This is a genomic window from Geobacter sulfurreducens PCA (genome assembly GCF_000007985.2).
In the GTDB taxonomy this organism is placed as follows: domain Bacteria; phylum Desulfobacterota; class Desulfuromonadia; order Geobacterales; family Geobacteraceae; genus Geobacter; species Geobacter sulfurreducens.
In genome coordinates, this window is the sequence record NC_002939.5 from 501,988 (window position 1) to 521,350 (window position 19,363).

At 61.7% G+C, this 19,363-nt stretch carries 18 protein-coding genes; 15 read left to right on the forward strand and 3 right to left on the reverse strand.

What is annotated here, in order from left to right:
* Positions 1–71 precede the first annotated feature (71 nt).
* The 3 genes from GS_RS02360 (at position 72) to GS_RS02370 (ending at position 4,191) form a co-directional block, all read left to right on the forward strand.
* The gene (locus GS_RS02360) at positions 72–542 is read left to right on the forward strand and encodes an SRPBCC family protein (protein WP_010941140.1); all 471 of its coding nucleotides are present in this window, start codon (positions 72–74) and stop codon (positions 540–542) included.
* Between the two features lie 133 nt (positions 543–675).
* Positions 676–1,680, forward strand: a complete 1,005-nt coding sequence (locus GS_RS02365) for a helix-turn-helix transcriptional regulator (protein ID WP_010941141.1) — start codon at positions 676–678, stop codon at positions 1,678–1,680.
* 132 nt (positions 1,681–1,812) lie between these two features.
* Positions 1,813–4,191, forward strand: coding sequence for a putative bifunctional diguanylate cyclase/phosphodiesterase (locus GS_RS02370; protein ID WP_010941142.1), 2,379 nt, complete (start codon positions 1,813–1,815; stop codon positions 4,189–4,191).
* Here GS_RS02370 and GS_RS02375 read toward each other — a convergent pair.
* The gene (locus tag GS_RS02375) at positions 4,181–6,049 is read right to left on the reverse strand and encodes a sensor histidine kinase (RefSeq protein WP_010941143.1); all 1,869 of its coding nucleotides are present in this window, start codon (positions 6,047–6,049) and stop codon (positions 4,181–4,183) included. The genes GS_RS02370 and GS_RS02375 overlap by 11 nt on opposite strands.
* Positions 6,050–6,380: 331 nt before the next feature.
* On the opposite strand from GS_RS02375, the gene GS_RS02380 reads away from it, so the two are divergent.
* The 10 genes from GS_RS02380 to GS_RS02425 all read left to right on the forward strand — a co-directional run bounded on the left by GS_RS02380 (position 6,381) and on the right by GS_RS02425 (position 14,455).
* Positions 6,381–7,541, forward strand: a complete 1,161-nt coding sequence (locus GS_RS02380; RefSeq protein ID WP_010941144.1) for a class I SAM-dependent methyltransferase — start codon at positions 6,381–6,383, stop codon at positions 7,539–7,541.
* Positions 7,542–7,611: 70 nt separating this feature from the next.
* The gene (locus GS_RS02385; RefSeq protein ID WP_010941145.1) at positions 7,612–8,250 is read left to right on the forward strand and encodes an HAD family hydrolase; all 639 of its coding nucleotides are present in this window, start codon (positions 7,612–7,614) and stop codon (positions 8,248–8,250) included.
* Positions 8,247–8,705 (forward strand): ferritin family protein, encoded by a 459-nt coding sequence (locus GS_RS02390; protein ID WP_010941146.1) that lies wholly within the window; start codon positions 8,247–8,249, stop codon positions 8,703–8,705. Before GS_RS02385 ends, GS_RS02390 begins: the two co-directional genes overlap by 4 nt.
* A 31-nt stretch (positions 8,706–8,736) precedes the next feature.
* On the forward strand, positions 8,737–10,128 hold the full coding sequence (locus GS_RS02395) for an aspartate ammonia-lyase (RefSeq protein WP_010941147.1): 1,392 nt from the start codon (positions 8,737–8,739) through the stop codon (positions 10,126–10,128).
* Between the two features lie 43 nt (positions 10,129–10,171).
* Positions 10,172–10,396, forward strand: a complete 225-nt coding sequence (locus GS_RS02400; protein WP_010941148.1) for a NifU family protein — start codon at positions 10,172–10,174, stop codon at positions 10,394–10,396.
* 36 nt (positions 10,397–10,432) lie between these two features.
* Complete coding sequence (locus GS_RS02405; RefSeq protein ID WP_010941149.1) at positions 10,433–10,633, forward strand: hypothetical protein; 201 nt, start codon at positions 10,433–10,435, stop codon at positions 10,631–10,633.
* 134 nt (positions 10,634–10,767) lie between these two features.
* On the forward strand, positions 10,768–11,958 hold the full coding sequence (locus GS_RS02410) for a phospholipase D-like domain-containing protein (RefSeq protein ID WP_010941150.1): 1,191 nt from the start codon (positions 10,768–10,770) through the stop codon (positions 11,956–11,958).
* Between the two features lie 90 nt (positions 11,959–12,048).
* The gene (gene queC / locus GS_RS02415; RefSeq protein ID WP_010941151.1) at positions 12,049–12,762 is read left to right on the forward strand and encodes a 7-cyano-7-deazaguanine synthase QueC; all 714 of its coding nucleotides are present in this window, start codon (positions 12,049–12,051) and stop codon (positions 12,760–12,762) included.
* A gap of 65 nt (positions 12,763–12,827) precedes the next feature.
* A complete protein-coding gene (gene folE2 / locus GS_RS02420) occupies positions 12,828–13,604 on the forward strand; it encodes a GTP cyclohydrolase FolE2 (RefSeq protein WP_010941152.1) in 777 nt (258 codons plus the stop codon).
* A gap of 167 nt (positions 13,605–13,771) precedes the next feature.
* Entirely contained in the window at positions 13,772–14,455 is a 684-nt protein-coding gene (locus GS_RS02425; RefSeq protein WP_238525120.1) for a TIGR04282 family arsenosugar biosynthesis glycosyltransferase, read from the forward strand.
* On the opposite strand, the gene ilvA is transcribed toward GS_RS02425, so the two are convergent.
* Positions 14,406–15,614 carry a threonine ammonia-lyase gene (gene ilvA / locus GS_RS02430; protein ID WP_010941154.1) on the reverse strand — a complete coding sequence of 403 codons (1,209 nt, stop codon included), beginning with the start codon at positions 15,612–15,614 and terminating at the stop codon, positions 14,406–14,408. The two genes, GS_RS02425 and ilvA, sit on opposite strands and share 50 nt — an antisense overlap.
* Positions 15,615–15,635: 21 nt before the next feature.
* Positions 15,636–16,631, reverse strand: a complete 996-nt coding sequence (locus GS_RS02435; protein WP_010941155.1) for a cation diffusion facilitator family transporter — start codon at positions 16,629–16,631, stop codon at positions 15,636–15,638.
* Positions 16,632–16,788: 157 nt separating this feature from the next.
* On the opposite strand from GS_RS02435, the gene trxB reads away from it, so the two are divergent.
* Together trxB and GS_RS02445 are read left to right on the forward strand one after the other, a co-directional pair.
* Positions 16,789–17,739 (forward strand): thioredoxin-disulfide reductase, encoded by a 951-nt coding sequence (gene trxB / locus GS_RS02440; RefSeq protein WP_010941156.1) that lies wholly within the window; start codon positions 16,789–16,791, stop codon positions 17,737–17,739.
* 5 nt (positions 17,740–17,744) lie between these two features.
* Positions 17,745–19,274 (forward strand): YifB family Mg chelatase-like AAA ATPase, encoded by a 1,530-nt coding sequence (locus GS_RS02445; protein ID WP_010941157.1) that lies wholly within the window; start codon positions 17,745–17,747, stop codon positions 19,272–19,274.
* Positions 19,275–19,363: the final 89 nt, after the last annotated feature.

The following is a 19,363-nucleotide window of genomic DNA, read 5'->3' on the forward strand; positions in this document are numbered from 1 at the left end:
CCCGAACGGTTTCGGAGGTATGCTGGAAGAAGGGCTGCCGTCATTATGCGCGGCCAGGTATGGAGTTTTCAATGAAAATGTATCAATTGTCCAGAACGCAGATCCTGCCCGTGCCGTTGACGGTAGCCTGGGACTTTTTCTCGGATCCGCGCAATCTTGCCGCCATTACCCCGCCGGATATGGGGTTCGTCATTACCTCGCCGGTGCCGGAGCGGACCCATGCGGGGATGGTGGTAACCTATGCGGTCTCACCATTCGGTGGCCTTCGGTTGCCGTGGGTTACCGAGATCACCCATTGCGCGGAGCCCTCTCTTTTCGTGGACGAGCAGCGTTTCGGGCCATACCGTTTCTGGCACCACCAGCACCACTTTCTGGAAGTGTCCGGCGGGGTAGAAATGCGAGATATCGTCCACTACATACTCCCCTTCGGCATCATCGGACGTCTTTCCGCGCCCGTTGTGGCGAAGCGGCTTAAGGCGATCTTCGACTACCGGCGCGATACGCTCGCTGTCCGCTTCGCCGCTCTTTCACGGGGCGCCTGACGGTCATATCCTCCCCGGCTGGGGGGCAGGCTGCACGCAGCGGCACGCCTGTCCCGGTCGGCCTCCGGCGGACCTTTTTCCGCTTTTCCCGCCTTCTGTTCCGGGCTATCATCCCTTCCCCAGGAGGTGCCCCATGAAAAAGGGAAAACCGGCGAAAAAGTACTCCCAGGCAGCCCGGGTCCATGACCTCATCCGCCTCATCGAGGCGCGGCACGGCGTGACCATTGCCGAAATGGCCGAGGAAACCGGCGTGGACCGCCGCACCATTCACCGTGACCTGGCCGCCATCCACGAGGCGGGATATCCCCTGATCTCCGACTGGGAGGATGGGCGCAAGGTCTACCGCTTCATCACCCGATTCCGGGACGTTCCCCCCATTACCTTCACCCTTCAGGAACTGGTAGCGCTCTCATTTTTCCGCACCCAGCTTCATTTTCTTGACGGCACCCCCTTCCGGGAGGACCTGGATGCGGTCTTCCGCAAGGTGAGCTCGGTCCTCCCCCCACGCTACGCGGCCCATATGGAGCGGATTGCCGAGGTGTCCGTTCCGCTTCTGCAGGGACGGCGCGACTATTCACGGGTTGGGGATGGGCTGCGCAGCCTGCGCGATGCCCTCATTTACCAGTACCGGGTACGGCTTTCCTACCAGGCCAAGGGGCAGGGTCGTCCCGCCCTGTACGAGGTAGACCCCTATACCCTGGTCTTCTACAAGGGAGGGCTCTATCTGGTCGGTTACGCTCACAACCGGCGGGCGCTGCGCACGTTCGCAGCCGAACGGATCACCGCCGTTGAGGTGACCCGCGACCGGTTCGAGATCCCCGATGACTACCGGCCGTCCGAGCGGCTGCGGGATGCCTTCGGGATCGTTGAGGAGGAACCCCTGTCGGTGGCGATCCGCTTTTCGCCCGAACTTGCCCACACAGTCCGCGACCGGATCTGGCATCCCACCCAGCAGGTCCGTATGGAGTCCGACGGCGCCTGCATCCTTTCCTTCACCGCAGGCGGCCGCATGGAGATCATCGCCTGGGTTCTCTCCTACGGTGCTCATGCCGAGGTCCTCTCCCCTCCCGATTTGCGGGCCGAGGTGGCCCGCGTCGCCGCCGCCGTTGCCGCCCGTTACGTGTCTGTCGGGGGGTGACGGTCATCGGTGACAGAAGGCGGTAAAGTTTGCGCGACGGATGCCGATACGTATTGAGTAGTGTTCCCGTATCCCTGATGTCCCGCTGTCGCGCGGGCCGGGCGGGCTATTCCCCTCTCAGCGGAGTTCAGCATGGATTTCACAAAAATCTCCGCACTCCACTACCGCCTTCCTTCACCGGTGCGGCAGTTCATCGTGCTGCTTTCGATCATTTTTCTGATCGAAATGCTGCTCATGGCGGTCCTGCCCCAAGTTACCGGCCGTGAAGTCGAGTTTAAGGATGCACTTGTCGACAGCATGGGGCTCGTCACGGTTGCCGCGCCGTTTCTGTGGGCTTTCATTGTGCGTCCCCTGCGCCGCACGGCCGTTGCGGCCGTTTTCCGGGAGGAGGTACTCCTCCGCCAGATGGTCGACGGGGTGATTACTTTCGGGGAAGACGGCACGATCCGTTCCCTCAATCCGGCCGCCGAGCGGATGTTCGGCTATCGGGACGATGAGGCCGCCGGCATGGCCATCGACTGCCTGCTGTCGGCCGACGGGGGCTATTTCCGATTTGCGGTACAGGCATCCGGCGGCCATGGCACACGCCAGCTCGCCTATGAACTGGAAGGGATCCGCCGGGATGGCAGCCGCTTCGTTGCCGATCTTTCCGTCAGCCGGATCGTTTTTGAAGATCACCGGGCAGTGATCGGCATTGTCCGGGACATCACCGCCCGCAAACGGGACGAGCAGAATCTCCTCGTCTTCAAACGGGCCATCGAGTCGAGCGTAAACGGCATCACTATCACCGACGCGACTAACGGCGAAAACCTAATCATTTACGTGAATCCTGCATTCGAGCGGATGACCGGCTACGCGGGACACGAGGTTCTTGGGAAGAACCCGCGTTTTCTCAGGGGGGATGACCGGGACCAGGTGGAACTCAGGAAGCTGGCCATGGCCCTGGAGGAACGCAGGGAGGGCTACTTTGTCCTGCGCAACTACCGCAAGGACGGCAGCCAGTTCATGAACGAACTTTACGTGGCGCCGGTGCGCGACCGTGATGGCGCAGTCACCAATTACATCGGCATCATGAATGATATCAGCGACCAGCGGCGCTACGAGGAACAGCTGGTCTACCAGGCCACTCACGACCCCCTGACCGGCCTTCCCAACCGTAATCTCCTGCAGGACCGCCTTGGGCAGGCGCTCGCTCTGGAATCCTTCCGCCGTCGCAATCCCATCGGCGTCATGTTCCTGGATCTCGACAACTTCAAAAAGATCAACGATACCCTGGGGCACACGGTGGGAGACATGCTGCTCAAGGCCGTCGCCAACCGCCTGCGCAACTGCGTGCGCGGCGGCGACACGGTTTCGCGGCTGGGAGGGGACGAATACATCCTTATCCTTCCCAATGTAAAGGAAATGCATGACGTGACCACTGTGGCCAAGAAGCTGCTCGGCGTATTTTCCACGCCGTTCCTGCTCATGGGACACGAGCTCTACATCACGGCAAGCATCGGTATCACCCTCTTCCCCTCCGATGGCGACACGGTGGATGCGCTCCTCAAGAATGCCGATGCCGCCATGTATCATGCCAAGGAGCAGGGGAAGAACAACTACCAGTTCTATTCAGAGGAGATGAACACGCGGGTCTTCGAGCGGATGGCTCTGGAAACGAGCCTCCATCGGGCGATTCGGCAGCATGAGTTTCTGCTCTGCTACCAGCCTCGGGTCGATCTGCGGACCGGAAGGATCAGCGGGGTGGAAGCCCTTGTGCGTTGGAACCACCCGGAGATGGGGCTCGTGCCGCCGGCCAGGTTCATCCCTCTGGCCGAGGAAACGGGGCTCATCGTGCCCATCGGCGAGTGGGTCCTGCGCACCGCCTGCGCCCAGAACAAGGCATGGCAGGATGCGGGGCTCCCGCCACTGAGGATGGCGGTGAACCTTTCGGCCCGGCAGTTCCGTCAGGAAAATCTCATCCAGATGGTCGCCGACGCCTTGGCCGAAACGGGTCTCGACCCCCGCTGGCTGGAGCTGGAGCTGACCGAAAGCCTCCTCATGGAGCGGGCCGAGCAGTCCGTGTCGATCCTCCGCTCCCTGGCGGATATGGGGATCGACATCGCCGTGGACGATTTCGGCACCGGCTATTCGTCTCTGGGGTATCTCAAGCGGTTCCCGATTACGAACCTGAAGATCGATCAATCGTTCATCCGCGACATAGCGAGCGATCCGGACGACGCCATTCTGGTGCGGACCATCATCACCATGGCCCACGGCCTCGGCATGAAGACCGTCGGCGAAGGGGTCGAATCTCTTGAGCAGATTGATTTCCTCTATCGGCACGGCTGCGAAGAAGTGCAGGGATACTATTTCAGCAGGCCGCTTACCGCTGAGGGATGCGAGGAGCTGCTTCGCGAGGAGAGGTTTCTGGATCTTCGGGCGCTCCGGGATGGGTTGCCGGGCCAGAGGAGCGAGGAGCGCATTCGCGCCCTGGCGTCATCCGCTGATGACTGCCGCGTTACAGCGTAAAATAGAATACGGCTCCGGCGCCCTCTTCCCCTTGGGCCCAGATTGTGCCACCATGGCGGGAGATGATCCTGTGGACCGTTGCGAGGCCGATGCCGTGCCCCGGGAATTCGCTCCGGCCGTGGAGGCGCTGGAAGGGAAGAAAGAGTTTGTCGGCCTGTTGTGACGAGAACCCCGCTCCGTTGTCCCGGACGAAAAACACGGTTTGACCCTCCATCTCTTCCTTGCCGAACTCGATTACGGCCTGTTCCCGCCTGCCCGTGTATTTCCAGGCATTGCCCAGCAGATTCTCCATCACAACCCTCATGAGCCCCGGATCGGCGGTCACGTCGGCGTCATCGATAATGATGAACTCTGCCATGCGCTCCTGGTCCTTCATCCTGAGCTCCAGGGCAATTTCCTCTGCCAGCGTGCTCAGGTTGACCGGTACCCGTTCCAGTTCTACGCGGGCCACGCGGGAAAAGTCGAGCAGGGTGCCGATGAGTCCGTTCATGCGCCCCGTCTCTTCCCCGATGTGACGCACGTAGCTGCGGCATTCATCGTCGAGTTTGTCTGTGCAGATCTCGAGCAGAACGTCGCTGAAGCCCCGGATCACGGTCAGGTGCGATCTCAGATCGTGCGAGACGCTGTAGTTGAACGCCTCCAGGTCGCCATTGGCCACTTCCAGGTCCATGGCCCGGGAGGCGAGACTTTCGTTGAGTCGCTCGATCTGCCGGGCCGCACGCCGCTGCTCCGTCACGTCGGTCATGACCGACAGGGAACGCACGATTTCTCCCTCTTCATCTCGTTCCGCCTCAGACGAAAGGAGAACGTCGATGACCTTTCCGCTGCTGGTCAGCAGATGGAGCGGGATATCTCTGGTGCGTCCGGTACGGAGGAATTCCGGGACGACCGTCCCGATCACGTACGACCGTGACTCGTCAGTCATGAAATCGGCGGAAAGCCTGCCCAGCACCTCGTCGCGCCGGTAGCCGAGGGTTTCCAGCCAAAAATCGCTGACATTGACGATTTTTCCCTCCCGGTCAATGGAGTGGAGCATGACGGGAGTCCTGTTGTAGAGGCTGCGGTAGCGCTCTTCGCTTTCTTTCAGGTCACGGAACAGCAGATCGTAGGGGCGTTCCAGCCCCGTTTCCACCATGGCGCGGTAGATGAGTATGAAGCCGCCGAGCGTAAGCAGATGTCCCGTCATGCCGGTGAGGCTGGAGATGCCGGTGTTGAGAGCAAAAACGAAGCCGCTCGTTGCAAGAAAGACCAGGGAGAGCGAAAGCATCCGGAACACTCGGGCGTCGAAGTGCCGGCGCTTGGTCAGCAAGCCTGTCAGGGCAGCGAGAATGAATATCCCAGCCAGGAACTCGGCGCCCTTTTTGAACGGGGTGAGCCCCACCTCGTCCGAGAAGCAGAGGGGGAAGATATCCCCGCACAGGATTGACAGCAGGAAAAGTGACGTTGCGGCCATGTAAGCGGTAACGGTAACAGAGGGATTGAGCCGCTTTCTGACGAACAGCGGTGCAAGCGCCAGCGACGCTCCCTGCAGCAGTCGCGAGCCGATCCAGAGCTGGGTGGAGAGGTTTGTGCCCGCGCCGGGGAAGACCCCCATCCCCCGGTAGCTCAGGGCGTGGAACAGGGTAATGATTGCCACGAACAGGTGGGAGATGCCGATGAGCAGAATGCAGTGGTTATCGATCTGGCGCCGGGCGTGCCAAGCGACCATGAAGATGCCGCATCCCGCGACTACGGTGACGATTTCGGTAAGCGTATGAAATAAGAGATAGTTGACGCGGCTCGTCAGGACGAGCGCGGCGAGGAACAGCATCACCAGGGCGAAGCGTGCGCTTCGCGATACGAGGTCGGAGCTGGTCATGAGTAGGGATGATCAGTTATTATTTTGATCCTGCTAATTAAGCTCGGATCACAGATACCATATCATTTCAAGTTGGCTTCGCAAGGGAGAAATACCCCCTTGTGGCCGGAATTCCGGCCATGACCGTCAGACGCTGAACCATCCCACCATGCCGCACGGGGCTGGATGAGTTGTACCGGGGCCGCCGGTGGACGGCGGCGAAGGCTGCTGCATGTTCACACAGATAGTTTGTACCACTGTCCTCTGCTGAGAGCAAGAAATCGTTGAGCCGTACCGGTGATTGACAAATAGCGGCCCTTACACTATACAATCGTATTTTTCGGGAGGGTTTGTGGAACAGATCGACGATTCCAGGCTGCGCGGCATCATTCACGACCGGATCAAGGAGCGGGGCGGACGTATCCCTTTTGCCGACTTTATGGCGGCGTGCCTGTATGAGCCGGGCCTCGGCTACTACACGTCCCCGGGCCGCAAGGTGGGTGCCGAGGGGGATTTCTACACCAGCATCAACGTTCATCGGGTCTTCGGCCGACTCATCGGACGGGAGATCTGCCGGATGTGGGAGGTCATGGGATGCCCGGCGCCTTTCACCCTGGTGGAGGCCGGCGCCGGCCACGGCCGTCTGGCGGCGGATGTGCTCGACGCCGTCCGGGAGCTGAACCCGGAACTCTATGCCAGCCTCACCCTGCGGCTCGTGGAGGCTGAGCCGTCCCTGGCCGAAGCCCAACGGCAGGTGTTGGCCGAGCACCTCGATCGCGTGGCGTGGAACGATCCTGCCGAGCTGATGGGGGGTACCCTCACGTTTACCGGCTGCCTTTACTCCAACGAACTCATCGACTCCTTCCCGACCCATGTGGTTGAAATGACCCCTGCCGGCCTGCGGGAAGTCTTCGTTACCGCCGACGGCGATGGCTTCGCCGAACAGCTCGACCTTCCTTCGACGCCCGACCTGGCCGACTATTTTCGGCGGATCGACGTCAATCTCCAGCCGGGGCAGCGGACCGAGATCAACCTCAATGCCTGCCGATGGCTGGAGGGGGTCGCCCGCTGCCTGGAGCGGGGCTTCGTGCTGACAGTCGATTACGGTTTCCTCTCGCCCGAACTTTACGGCCCCATGCGCCAGAACGGAACCCTTCTCTGCTACTTCCGCCACACGATCCAGGAAGACCCGTACCAACGAGTCGGTCATCAGGACATCACGAGCCATGTGGATTTCACGACGCTCATCCTACGTGGTGAGGAACTGGGGCTGCACAAGGCTTGGTTCGGCGAGCAGTACCGCTTTCTCATGGCTGCGGGGCTCATGGAGGAACTCATGGCCCTGGAGGCGGCGGCCGCCACCGAAGAGGAGCGGATCAAGATCCGGTTGGTGCTGAAGAAGCTCGTCCTGCCCGAGGGGGGGATGGGCGACACCTTCAAGATTCTCGTGCAGGCAAAGGGGGTCGAGAATCCCCGCCTGCTCTGCATGCGCGACTGGAGCAAGCTCTTTTGACAGCCCCGGCTCAGGTGATAGACTGTTTCCTGCGACAGCCCGCGCCATTGTGGCCCCGGAGATACGCTTCATGCTGACCGGTATCGGGGCCATCGTGTTCGATCTGGACGGCACTCTCTACCAGAGTGAGTCGTTGGGAGGGCAGATCGCAGCCTGCGCCGACCGCTATCTGGCGGATTTGCTCAGCGTGAGCCCGGAAGAGGCGGGCGAGATTGTCCGGCGGGTCCGGCGCGAACTGACCGCCCGCTTCGGCAGGGAGGCCTCCCTGAGCGATGCCTGTCGGGAACTCGGCGGAGACCTCAGGGAGCTTCATCGTCGCTTTGCCGCCGAGGTGGCACCGGAACCCCACCTGCGGCGCGATAGTCGGGTGGTGCAACTCCTGCGCACTCTCGGCGCTAACCGGGAGCTGTACCTCTATACCAACAACAACCGTGCCCTTTCCGGCCGGATCATGGATGCCATCGGCGTGACGGGGCTCTTTCGCCGTGTCGTCACTATTGAGGACAGCTGGCGGCCTAAGCCGGATCTCCAGGCGTTGGAAGCTCTGTTTGCCGCCCTCGGCCGGAAACCCTCCGAATGCCTCTTTGTGGGCGACCGTTACGATATCGACCTGCGGCTTCCGGCGGAACTCGGCTGCTCGGTCTATCTCTCCCGCACCGTTGATGAACTGCTCGGCTTGACACTACCACTCAGCGAGGAACAGCAATGAACGAACACGGCAAGGAAATGCTCGATGCCATCATGAGGGCCATGGAGATCGAGAAAGAAACCTTCGACTTCTACACACGGGCCGAGCACAAGACGTTCAATCCGGAAGGCAAACGGATCTTCCGCTGGCTCGCCCGCACGGAGGAGCAGCACTACCTCAAGCTCAACGAACTCTACCAGTCGCTCCACGAGGGGGGCCGCTGGGTCTTCTACGGCGGCTCCACCGTCTCCCTCGACCCGGCCGGCCCGGGCGAGAAGCAGGTGGCGTTCGACACCGATGATCGCCAGGCACTGGAAATAGCCATGGAGATCGAGAAAAAGGGAATCGCCCACTTCGAAGAGCTCATGGAGAAGGCAACCGACCCCCAAGGCAAGAGCATGCTCCGTGCCTTGCGCGACGAGGAGGCGGAGCACTTGCGGATCGTAACCGAAAAGTACAATGCGCTCCAGCGGTAAGCGGGGAGCCGGGACAGGAAGGGGTTGACGCGTGACGTTCCGGGTCGAGAAGGATACCCTCGGTGAGGTGCGGGTTCCGGCGGACGCCTACTACGGCGCCCAGACGGTCCGGGCCGTGGAGAATTTCCCCATCTCCGGGCTGCGGCCCCATCCGGCCCTCGTCCGGGCGACGGTGCTCGTCAAAATGTGTGCGGCCCGGGCCAACATGGCCACGGGCAGGCTCGATTCCCGGCTTGGAGACGCTATCGTCCGGGCGGCCGACGAGTGCCTGGCCGGTGCCTTTGATGCCCACTTCGTGGTGGACCCGTTTCAAGCCGGCGCCGGCACCTCCCACAACATGAACGTGAACGAGGTCCTCGCCAACCGGGCCAATGAACTGCTGGGAGAGGAGCGGGGCAGGTATGCTCCCGTCCATCCCAACGACCACGTGAACATGGCCCAGTCCACCAACGACGTCTTCCCCACGGCCATGCGTCTGGCGGCCCTTCGGGTGGCGGGGGATCTCCGGCCGGCCCTAGAGGGACTCGTTGCCGCGCTTCGGAAAAAGTCCGCTGAATTCGACGGCATTCTCAAGAGCGGCCGGACTCACCTGCAGGATGCGGTGCCGATCCGTCTCGGCCAGGAGTTCGAGGCGTGGGCCGTGGCGCTGGAGAAGAACCTGGCCGCCATCGAGGGGGCGGTGCCGGGCCTTGCGGAACTGGGTATCGGCGGCACCGCGGCAGGTACCGGCATGAACGCCGAGCCGGCCTACATCGATCTTGTGGTGGCAGAGCTCGCCCGGGAAACCGGCTTTCCCCTCGTACGGGGTGCGAACCTGGTTGAGCGGATGCAGAACATGGACCCCTTCGTGGCCCTCTCCTCCGCTCTCAAGGGACTTGCCGTAAACCTCGCCCGTATCGCCAACGACCTGCGGCTCCTTTCCTCTGGCCCCCGGACCGGGCTGGCCGAGATCGCGCTGCCGGCGCTGCAGCCCGGCTCCTCTATCATGCCGGGGAAGGTCAACCCGGTCATGGCCGAGGTGACCGACATGGTCGCCTTTCAAGTGATGGGTGCGGACACGACAATCATGCTCGCCGCCCAGGCAGGGCAGCTGGAGCTTAACGTCATGATGCCGGTCATCGCGTTCAACCTTCTGTTCAGCCTTGAAATCCTGAAGAACACGGTGCCCAAGCTGGCTGATGCCTGCATCGCCGGCATCACTGCGGACCGGGAGCGCTGCCTCCGGTACCTGGAGCAGTCGGTAGGACTGGCCACGGTGCTCGCGCCCTACATCGGCTATGCCGCGGCCGCGGAGGTGGCCAAGGAATCGACTGCCACGGGCCGGAGTATCCGGCAGATCGTGGAAGACCGGCAGCTCCTGTCGGCCGGGCGTCTGGCGGAGATCCTCGACCCCTTCCCTCTCACCAGCCCTGGCGTTCCGTGAGCCACACATCAAGCAGAGAACACAACCCAAGGAGGAGACAACAATGCTGGAAGACGTTAAGAAGGTTCTTGATCTGGTCCGCCCCGCGCTCCAGGCGGATGGCGGTGACGTGGAGCTGGTTGAGGTTACCGAGGACGGCGTGGTGAAGGTTAAGCTGGTCGGTGCCTGCGGCCACTGCCCCATGTCCACCATGACCCTCAAGATGGGGATCGAGCGGACCCTGAAGGAGAAGGTGCCGGGAGTGAAGGAAGTGGTATCCGTCCAGTAGTGGACCCGCGGCGAATCGTCGTAAAAGGAGGATGACATGGGTTACAAGGTCAAAACGTTTGGCATGGAGCTCCGTCCCCTCAAGGCCATGCAGGAGCTTTTCGCCCTGGATGCCATGGTCAACGCATTCGTAGCTGAAAATGGCGTGAAGCGGATCGTTTCCGTCTCCGACTCGCCGACCACCGATGACAAGGGCGAAACAATCGGCCTCGTCAGGGTGGTCGCCTACGAGGACTGAGGCGACCACTGGCGAAGCCGCACTAGTGGGTGCCTAGGGGCGCGGGGGAAACTCCGCGCCCCTTTGTTGCGTCATGCCCATCTTCCCTTGCTCCCCCGGCGTGCCTGCGTTACCCTTGAAGCAGGAGCAAGGCCATGTCCATCGTTCGCCGCAAAATGATTATGGGCACTCCCCGCGCCCCCCGCTTTCTGAGGGTCTTCAGGCGGAACGCCGAGGCAGCCCATTCCCGGGGAAACAGGGTGAAACTGTTCACCTCGGGGGCTGATTTCTTTCCGGCCATGCTCGGCGCCTTTGCCGAGGCGCGCCACCATATCCACGCCGAGTTCTATATTGTGCGCGACGACGCCACGGGCGCGGCCTTTGCCGAAGCACTGCTGGCCGCCGCTGCCCGCGGGGTGGAAGTCTCCCTTATCTATGACTACATTGGTTGCTTCGACACACCTTCCGCCTATTTCCGCCGGCTGGAACAGGGCGGAGTTCGCTGCCTCGCCTTCAATCCTCCCCCCTTCAAGGGGGGAATCGCTTGGTTCGACAAGCGGGATCACCGCAAGATGGCTGTGGTCGACGGGGAAACCGCGTTCACGGGCGGAGTCAATGTCGGCGACGAGTATTCGGGGTTCGGCTTTCCCCATGAACGGTGGAGGGATGTGGGCATCAGGATCGACGGACCGGCGGTCATAGATCTGTCGCGGCTCTTTCGGGGGTTCTGGCTTGCTGAGAAGGGGAGTTCCTCACCGGCTTGGCATCAGGAGCGCCTGCCCGTGGCCGCGGTCGGTGATGCCGACGTAATGGTCATCAGTGACGGCCCTTACCATGCCCGTTCCTTTATCCGCAATGCCTTCCGTATCGCCATGGCCGGCGCGGGCGAGTCGATCCGGATCATGAATCCTTACTTCGTGCCGGGACCGCGGGTGGTTCGGTCTCTGCTGCGGGCCGTCCGGCGGGGCGTCAGAGTCCAGATCATACTTCCCGCCAAGAACGATGTGCCCATCGTGCGTCTCGTGAGCCGCAGCTACTATACCCCCCTCCTGCGGGAGGGAATCGAACTCTTCGAGCGCCAGGGGCCGGTTCTCCACGCCAAGGTCATGCTCATTGACGACGCCTGGGGGGTCGTCGGCTCGGCAAATCTCGACCAGCGCAGTTTTCACCGCAACTATGAGGTGAATACCATCGTTGCCAGCCACGAGTTCGGCAGCCAGGTGGCGGAAATGTTCGCCGAGGACCTTGCCGGATCGCGACGTGTGGTCCTTGAGGAACACGAGCAGCGGGGCTGGCATGTACGCTTGCTGGAGCGTCTCTGCGGATCGGTGAGCTGGTTTCTGTAGTGTCTTCACCCTTGTCCCTCATCCATTCCTGTTGTACGATGACTCTGGGCTTCCATGCCCATGAAACGCCCTGTCCGGCGAGGTATTCCCATGACTAGAAAAGCCGTTGTCCTTTACAGTGGCGGCCTCGACTCCACCACCTGTCTCGCCATTGCGCGGGCCGAGGGATTCGAGCCCCATGCAATGAGTTTCTCCTACGGCCAACGCCACAGCGTAGAGCTGGAACTGGCAAAAAGAAATGCGCGGCCCGCAGGGGCCGTCGAACACATGGTGGTGGAGTTCGATTTGCGCAAGGTCGGCGGCAGCGCCCTGACTGCCGATATCGCCGTGCCAAAGGAGGGGGTGGGGGATGATATCCCGGTTACCTATGTGCCGGCGCGCAACACCATTTTTCTCTCCTTCGCCCTGGGGTGGGCCGAGGTGCTCGGTGCCTTCGACATCTTCATCGGCGTGAACGCCCTGGATTATTCGGGCTACCCCGACTGCCGCCCCGAGTACATCTCCGCATTCGAAACCATGGCCAATCTGGCGACCCGGGTTGGTGTAGAAGGGACGGGCCGCTTCCGTATCCATGCCCCCCTCATGCGTCTCACTAAGGCGGAGATCATCCGGAAGGGGCTCGCTCTGGGAGTCGACTACGGGCTCACCCACTCCTGCTACGATCCCTCTCCCGCAGGAGTTGCCTGCGGGCTTTGCGATTCCTGTCGCCTGCGGCTCAAGGGGTTTGCTGAAGTGGGAGTGGCGGACCCGGTTCCGTACGTGACTGGTGGACAGGGCCTGGGGGGCGGGAAGGAAACGCCATGAAGGGACAGAAAACAGAAGAAAGCCGTACAACGGCCTCCGAGACACGGTCGTCGACGTCCGCGCCAATGCCCGATATGCAGACCAGCCGCGACACCCGCAAGATCCCCATCAGCAAGGTGGGGGTGAAGGACATCTCCTATCCCATCGTGGTGATGGACAAGAACCGGAAGTTCCAGCAGACCGTGGCCCGGGTGAACATGTATGTGGATCTTCCCCATCATTTCAAGGGAACCCACATGAGCCGCTTCATCGAGATCCTCAACGCCTACCGCGAGGATATCGCCCTGGACAAGATGGAACCGATCCTCCAGGAGATGAAAAAAAAGCTCGGTGCATCCTCGGCCCACCTGGAGATTGAGTTTCCCTACTTTATCGAGAAGCGGGCGCCGGTGTCCGGGGCCAGGAGCCTCATGGAGTATACCTGCACCTTCACGGGGACTCTGGCCGAGACCTTCGATTTCGTGCTCGGGGTCCAGGTGCCGGTAACCTCTCTGTGCCCGTGCAGCAAGGAGCTTTCCCGCTATGGCGCCCACAACCAGCGCAGCCATATCACGGTACGGGTCCGGTATGCCGGCTTCGTCTGGATCGAGGAGCTGGTGGAACTGATCGAGGGCTGCGGTTCCAGCCCGGTGTGGTCGCTTCTCAAGCGTGCCGACGAGAAGTTCGTGACCGAGCGGGCTTACGAGAATCCGAAATTCGTGGAGGATATCGTCCGTGAAGCGACCCTGGCTCTAGCCGCCCATGAGGCCATAACCTGGTTCTCGGTGGAAGCCGAAAATTTCGAGTCGATCCACAAGCATTCCGCCTATGCCGCCATTGAGCAGGATAAGCGAAAGGCATGAGCGTAGTTCATGTACTCACGCACGTTCCTTGTTAATACGCGCCGAAGCGGCTGACGACATCCCGTGTGGATAACTATGTGGAAAACCCCCAAAGTTGTGGATAACGCTAGCCGTTGTCCGCTGTAAACCCCCTGCCCATGAGCCTTCAGCCATGTCGAAAAGCTTTGATGATCTTCGCCAAAAGACCGATGGCCGGCCGGGTGAAGACACGGCTGACCCCCCCCCTCTCTCCCGGGGATGCCGCTGAGCTCTACCGGCGGATGCTGCTGGATATCCTTGCGAAGTGTGCCCGAATGGTCGGCGTGGATCTCCTGCTCTTCTACGAGCCCGGGGAAGGAAGCGGCCGTTTCTTTGAAGAGGCGGCTCCGGGGTGGGCATGTCGTCCCCAGGAGGGGGGTGATCTGGGGGCGCGGCTCGATTCGGCCTTTCGGCTTGCTTTCGGTGAAGGGTATGGTGAAGTTGCCGTGATCGGTACCGACTCCCCCGACCTGCCTGAAGAGTATGTGCGGCTGGCGTTCGATCTGTTGGACCACCGGGCGGTGGACGCGGTCTATGGTCCCTCTGAAGATGGCGGTTACTACCTCCTGGCTCTGAAGCAACACCGGCCGGAGCTTTTCCGCGATATCCCCTGGTCCACCGGGGAGGTCCTGGAGCACTCGCTGGCTCGAGCCAAGGCGGTAGGCGTGCGGGTCGAGCTCCTCCCTGTCTGGTATGATGTGGATAGCATCGCCGATCTGTGGCGTCCGGGGCTGGCCGGGGCCGGCACCGTGGCACCACTTACGGCGGAATTCGTTTCCGGCCTTATTTCAGCACATCCACCAGATACCCCACCCCCTGCAGGTGAGAGATAACCTCCTGAATGTGCTCGAACCCCCGGGTCTCCAGCTCGATGAGGACCTCGGTCTTGCCGATGGGGAGCGATTTCGAGCGCCGGTCATGGGTGATGATGGAGATGTTGGCTTTAGCCTCGGCAATTTCCGTCGCAAGTCGCGCCAGGGCACCGGGGAGATCGTCCAGCTCCACCTTCAGCTTCAGGTAGCGCCCGGCAGCCACCAGACCCCGTTCCACCACTACTGAGATGGTCTTCACGTCGATATTCCCGCCCGACAGCACGCAGACCGTTTTTCCCGAAAGATCAGTCACCCGCCGGTTGAGAAGCGCGGCCAACGGAACGGCCCCGGCCCCCTCGACCAAGAGCTTGGTTCGCTCCAGCAGCGCCACGATGGCAAGGGCGATCTCCTCTTCTTCCACCAAGACCACCTCGTCCACCAAGTCCCTGATGATGGGAAAGGTGTTCACCCCTGGCTTCTTGACCGCGATGCCGTCGGCAAGGGTGACCGTCACGGGGACCTGGACGATCTTCCCCTTTTGCAGCGAATAGTGGGCGGATGGGGCCGCCGCTGTTTCAACGCCGATGATCCGCACGTGGGGGTGGGTTTCTCTGATGGCCGTGGCGATGCCCGCGATGAGACCGCCGCCGCCGATGGGGACGAGGATATTGGCTACATCGGGAAGCTCCTGGAGAACTTCCAGGCCGATGGTGCCTTGCCCGGCCATCACGAGCGGGTCGTCAAAGGGGTGGACGAAGAGGGCGCCCCGTTCCTCCTGCGCCTGGACCGCTGCAGCGTATGCCTCGTCGAAGTTGCGGCCGGTGAGTACCACCTCGGCGCCGTAGTCACGGGTGGCAAAGACCTTCTGCGGCGGCGTGCTTTCCGGCATGAACACCGTGGACGGCACTCCCAGCAGGTCGGCCGAGAACGCGACTCCTTGGGCATGGTTACCGGCAGAAGCGGTAATGACACCCTTTGCCAGTGCCTCCCGCGGCTGCGACGTCATGAAGTTCAGGGCGCCTCGGATCTTGAACGCACCGGTGCGCTGGAGGTTCTCGCACTTGAAATAGATCGGGATTCCCAGTTTCTCGCTGAAGTGATGGGAGTGGATGAGCTCGGTGCGACGAACCCGCTTCCTGAGTCGGTCGTCGGCTTCCTGAATCAGTGTGTAGGGGAGCATTGCGATTGCGCCTCCGGCCTGCTAGTGTGAATGCCCGTGATGATGTCCGTGGGGGCCGTGGGTGCAGTGCGCATGGGCGTGGTGATGGTCGTCATGGCTCTGGCCGTGGCGCGGTCGGTGCCGGAGGTCCTTGATGACCGGCCCGTCGACGCAGCGGGTGCACTCGGCCTGGAGGGTCGTGTGGGTGATGTGGTAACGCTCAAAGAGCAGTTGTTCGATCTGTCGTAGAACCTCGGCTTGCTGTCCCTTGTACTCGGGTTTTACGTCCACGTGGGCGGACAGCGCCAGGATATGGGAGCAGATGGTCCAGATGTTCATCTGATGAACGGCATTGACCCCTTCCACGCCTGCCATCTCGTTGGCCACCTGCTGCGTGCTCATTCCCCGGGGTACTCCTTCCAGGAGAATGTGGGCCGCCTCCCGCAATACCCGCCACGAGCCTGCGAAGATGACGCAGCCGATGCCGATGGAGATGAGGGCGTCCAAGACGTACCAACCGGTGAAGTACATGATGAGCCCGCCGACGATGACTCCCACTGATGCCGCCGCGTCGCCAACAACGTGGAGGAAGGCGCTGCGGACGTTAAGATCGTCGTGGGAGTGCCCATGGAGGGCCGTGGCCGAAATGAGATTCATCACCAGACCCAGAGTGGCGATGAGCAGCATCGGCAGGCTCTTCACCGCTTCGGGGTTCATCAGCCGTCCCACCGCCTCGTAAAAGATGCCCAGTGCCATGAGAAAGACCGTGGCGCCGTTGATGAACGAGGCAAAGACCTCCGCCCGGTGCCAGCCGAAAGTTTTGGTGTCGCTGGCGGGGTATGACGCGAGCTTGATGGCGGCCAGCGAGAGCACCAGGGCGAAGAGATCGAGAAACACATGGGCCGCGTCCGACAGGAGCGCGAGCGAGTTGGTCCAGATGCCGCCGACAATTTCCGCCACGAGGGTCAGCGCAGTCAGGGCGATGGCATATTTCAGCCGTCCGGTAATGCTTCTGTCCAGATGAGAGTCTGCGTGCATCAGAGGTCTCCCGGGGGGGCACCGCTTGTGCGGGTCGCTTGTCGGCGAAGTGTATCAAAGCGCCGACTGGCCGGTCAATGGTAAAGAGCCCGTCTACGCTTGCAATTCCCCAAGGTTGCTGGTATCTTGTCGCGATAGTTTTTTGGAGGGCTTTAATATGCAAGCAACCCACCATCGTCTCCTTATTCTCGGTTCCGGCCCCGCCGGCTACACCGCTGCCGTCTACGCGGCTCGCGCCAACCTGAGCCCAGCCCTCATCACCGGACTCCAGCAGGGCGGCCAACTCATGACCACCACCGAGGTGGACAACTGGCCCGGCGACCCCGACGGCGTGCTCGGTCCCGACCTCATGGACCGGATGCGGCGCCACGCCGAGCGCTTCAACACCGCCATGATCTATGATCATATCCATACCGCCAATCTTCGGGAGCGCCCGTTCCGGCTCGAGGGGGATTCCGGTATCTACACCTGCGACGCACTCATCATCGCCACCGGTGCATCGGCACGCTATCTCGGGCTTCCTTCAGAAGAAGCGTTCAAGGGCAAAGGCGTATCCGCCTGCGCCACCTGCGATGGCTTCTTCTACCGCGGGAAACCGGTGGCGGTAATCGGCGGCGGTAACACGGCCGTTGAGGAGGCCCTCTATCTATCCAACATTGCCAGCCACGTCACGCTCGTCCACCGGCGCGACAAGCTGAGAGCCGAGAAAATCCTGGCTGACAAGCTGATCGAAAAGACGCGCGGCGGCAACGTCACCATCGAGTGGAACCACGTCCTGGATGAGGTCCTCGGCGATCAGGCCGGGGTGACCGGCGTCCGCATCCGCCATACGAGCGGATCCACCAAGGAGCTCGATGTCCACGGCTGTTTCATTGCCATCGGGCATACTCCCAACACTCACCTGTTCGAGGGACAGCTGGAGATGGACGAGGGGTATATACGGACCCAGTGCGGTGCCGAAGGGAACTTCACCGCCACGAGTATTCCCGGTGTCTTCGCCGCCGGCGATGTTCAGGACCAGCATTACCGCCAAGCGATCACCTCTGCCGGCACCGGTTGCATGGCTGCCCTCGACGCCGAGCGCTATCTGGATATGCTCAAACCCTGACCGCCATGCTCGCCAAAGCCCTCTCCAGCGCCCTTCTCGGAATCGATGCCGTCATCGTCGACGTGGAGGTGGATATTTCGCCGGGGCTTCCCCAGTTCGCCACCGTCGGCCTCCCCGACGGGGCGGTCAAGGAGAGCAAGGACCGGGTCAAGTCGGCCCTCAAGAACGCCGGGTACGACTTTCCGCCCCGAAAGATAACCGTCAATCTGGCCCCCGCCGATCTGAAAAAGGAGGGCGCCGCCTTCGACCTGCCCATCTCCGTCGGGATACTCGCCGCCACCGGTGTCGTCGAAGGAGGGCGACTAAAGGAGTATCTCCTGTTGGGAGAGCTCTCCCTGGACGGGATCATCAAGCCCGTGCGCGGCTGTCTTTCGGTGGCCGTTGCAGCGCGCAACGCAGGCCTTGCTGGCATCGTCGTTCCTCGGGAGAACGCGCCGGAGGCGGCAGTGGTTGAGGGCGTCGACGTCATTGGCGTGTCGGAGCTGGCCGAGGTGGTCGAGTTTCTGAACGGTGAGCGGCGTATCGATCCCCACCGGGTCGATGTGGCGGAGCTCTTCGAGCGCAACGCCGAAACCGGCGACGATTTCGCCGAGGTGAAAGGGCAGGAGCATGCCAAGCGTGCCCTGGAAGTGGCCGCGGCCGGCTCCCATAACCTCCTCATGATCGGTCCCCCGGGCTCAGGCAAAACCATGCTCGCCCGCAGGATCCCGACCATTCTCCCCCGGATGTCCTTTGAAGAGGCCATTGAGACAACCAAGGTGTACAGCATTACCGGCCTGTTGGACCGAGAACATGCCCTCATCGCCCAAAGGCCCTTTCGCAGCCCCCATCACACCGTCTCCGACATCGGGTTAATCGGCGGAGGCAATACGCCCCGCCCCGGCGAGGTCTCTCTTTCCCATTACGGCGTTTTATTTCTGGATGAACTCCCCGAATTCAAGAAGAATGTCCTCGAGGTGTTGCGCCAGCCCCTCGAAGATGGCAAAGTGACCATTTCTCGGGCACTCATGTCTCTCACCTATCCGTCGCGCTTCATGCTTGTTGCGGCCATGAACCCCTGCCCGTGCGGCTATCTGGGGGACGCCCATCACGCCTGTTCCTGTACGCCGCTCATGGTTCACCGCTACCGTTCGCGCATCTCGGGCCCCCTGCTCGACCGGATCGATATCCACATCGAAGTCCCTGCGGTCAAGTACCGGGATCTGGCCGACGGCCGCGAGGGGGAGGGATCCCTGGATATCAGCAGGCGTGTGGAGTCGGCTCGCGAGGTCCAGCGTGACCGTTTCCGCGGTTCGAAGGTTCACAGCAATGCCCAGATGACCCCCCGCTTCATCAAAAAGTACTGCGAACCGGACAGTGCAGGGAACCGCCTCCTGGAGCTCGTCACCGACCGACTCGGCCTCTCGGCCCGTTCCTATAGCCGCATCCTTAAGGTGGCCCGTACTATTGCCGATCTCGCCGGCAGCGAACAGGTGCGGGAAGAACACCTCTCCGAAGCGATCCAGTACCGTACTCTTGATCGCAAGACGTTCTGATTTTGTAGAATCCCGCTCTTCCCCTTGATCATTTTTATGTATGCAGTATACTGTATGCGAAAAGCTAGCTCATGAATCATTAATGACTT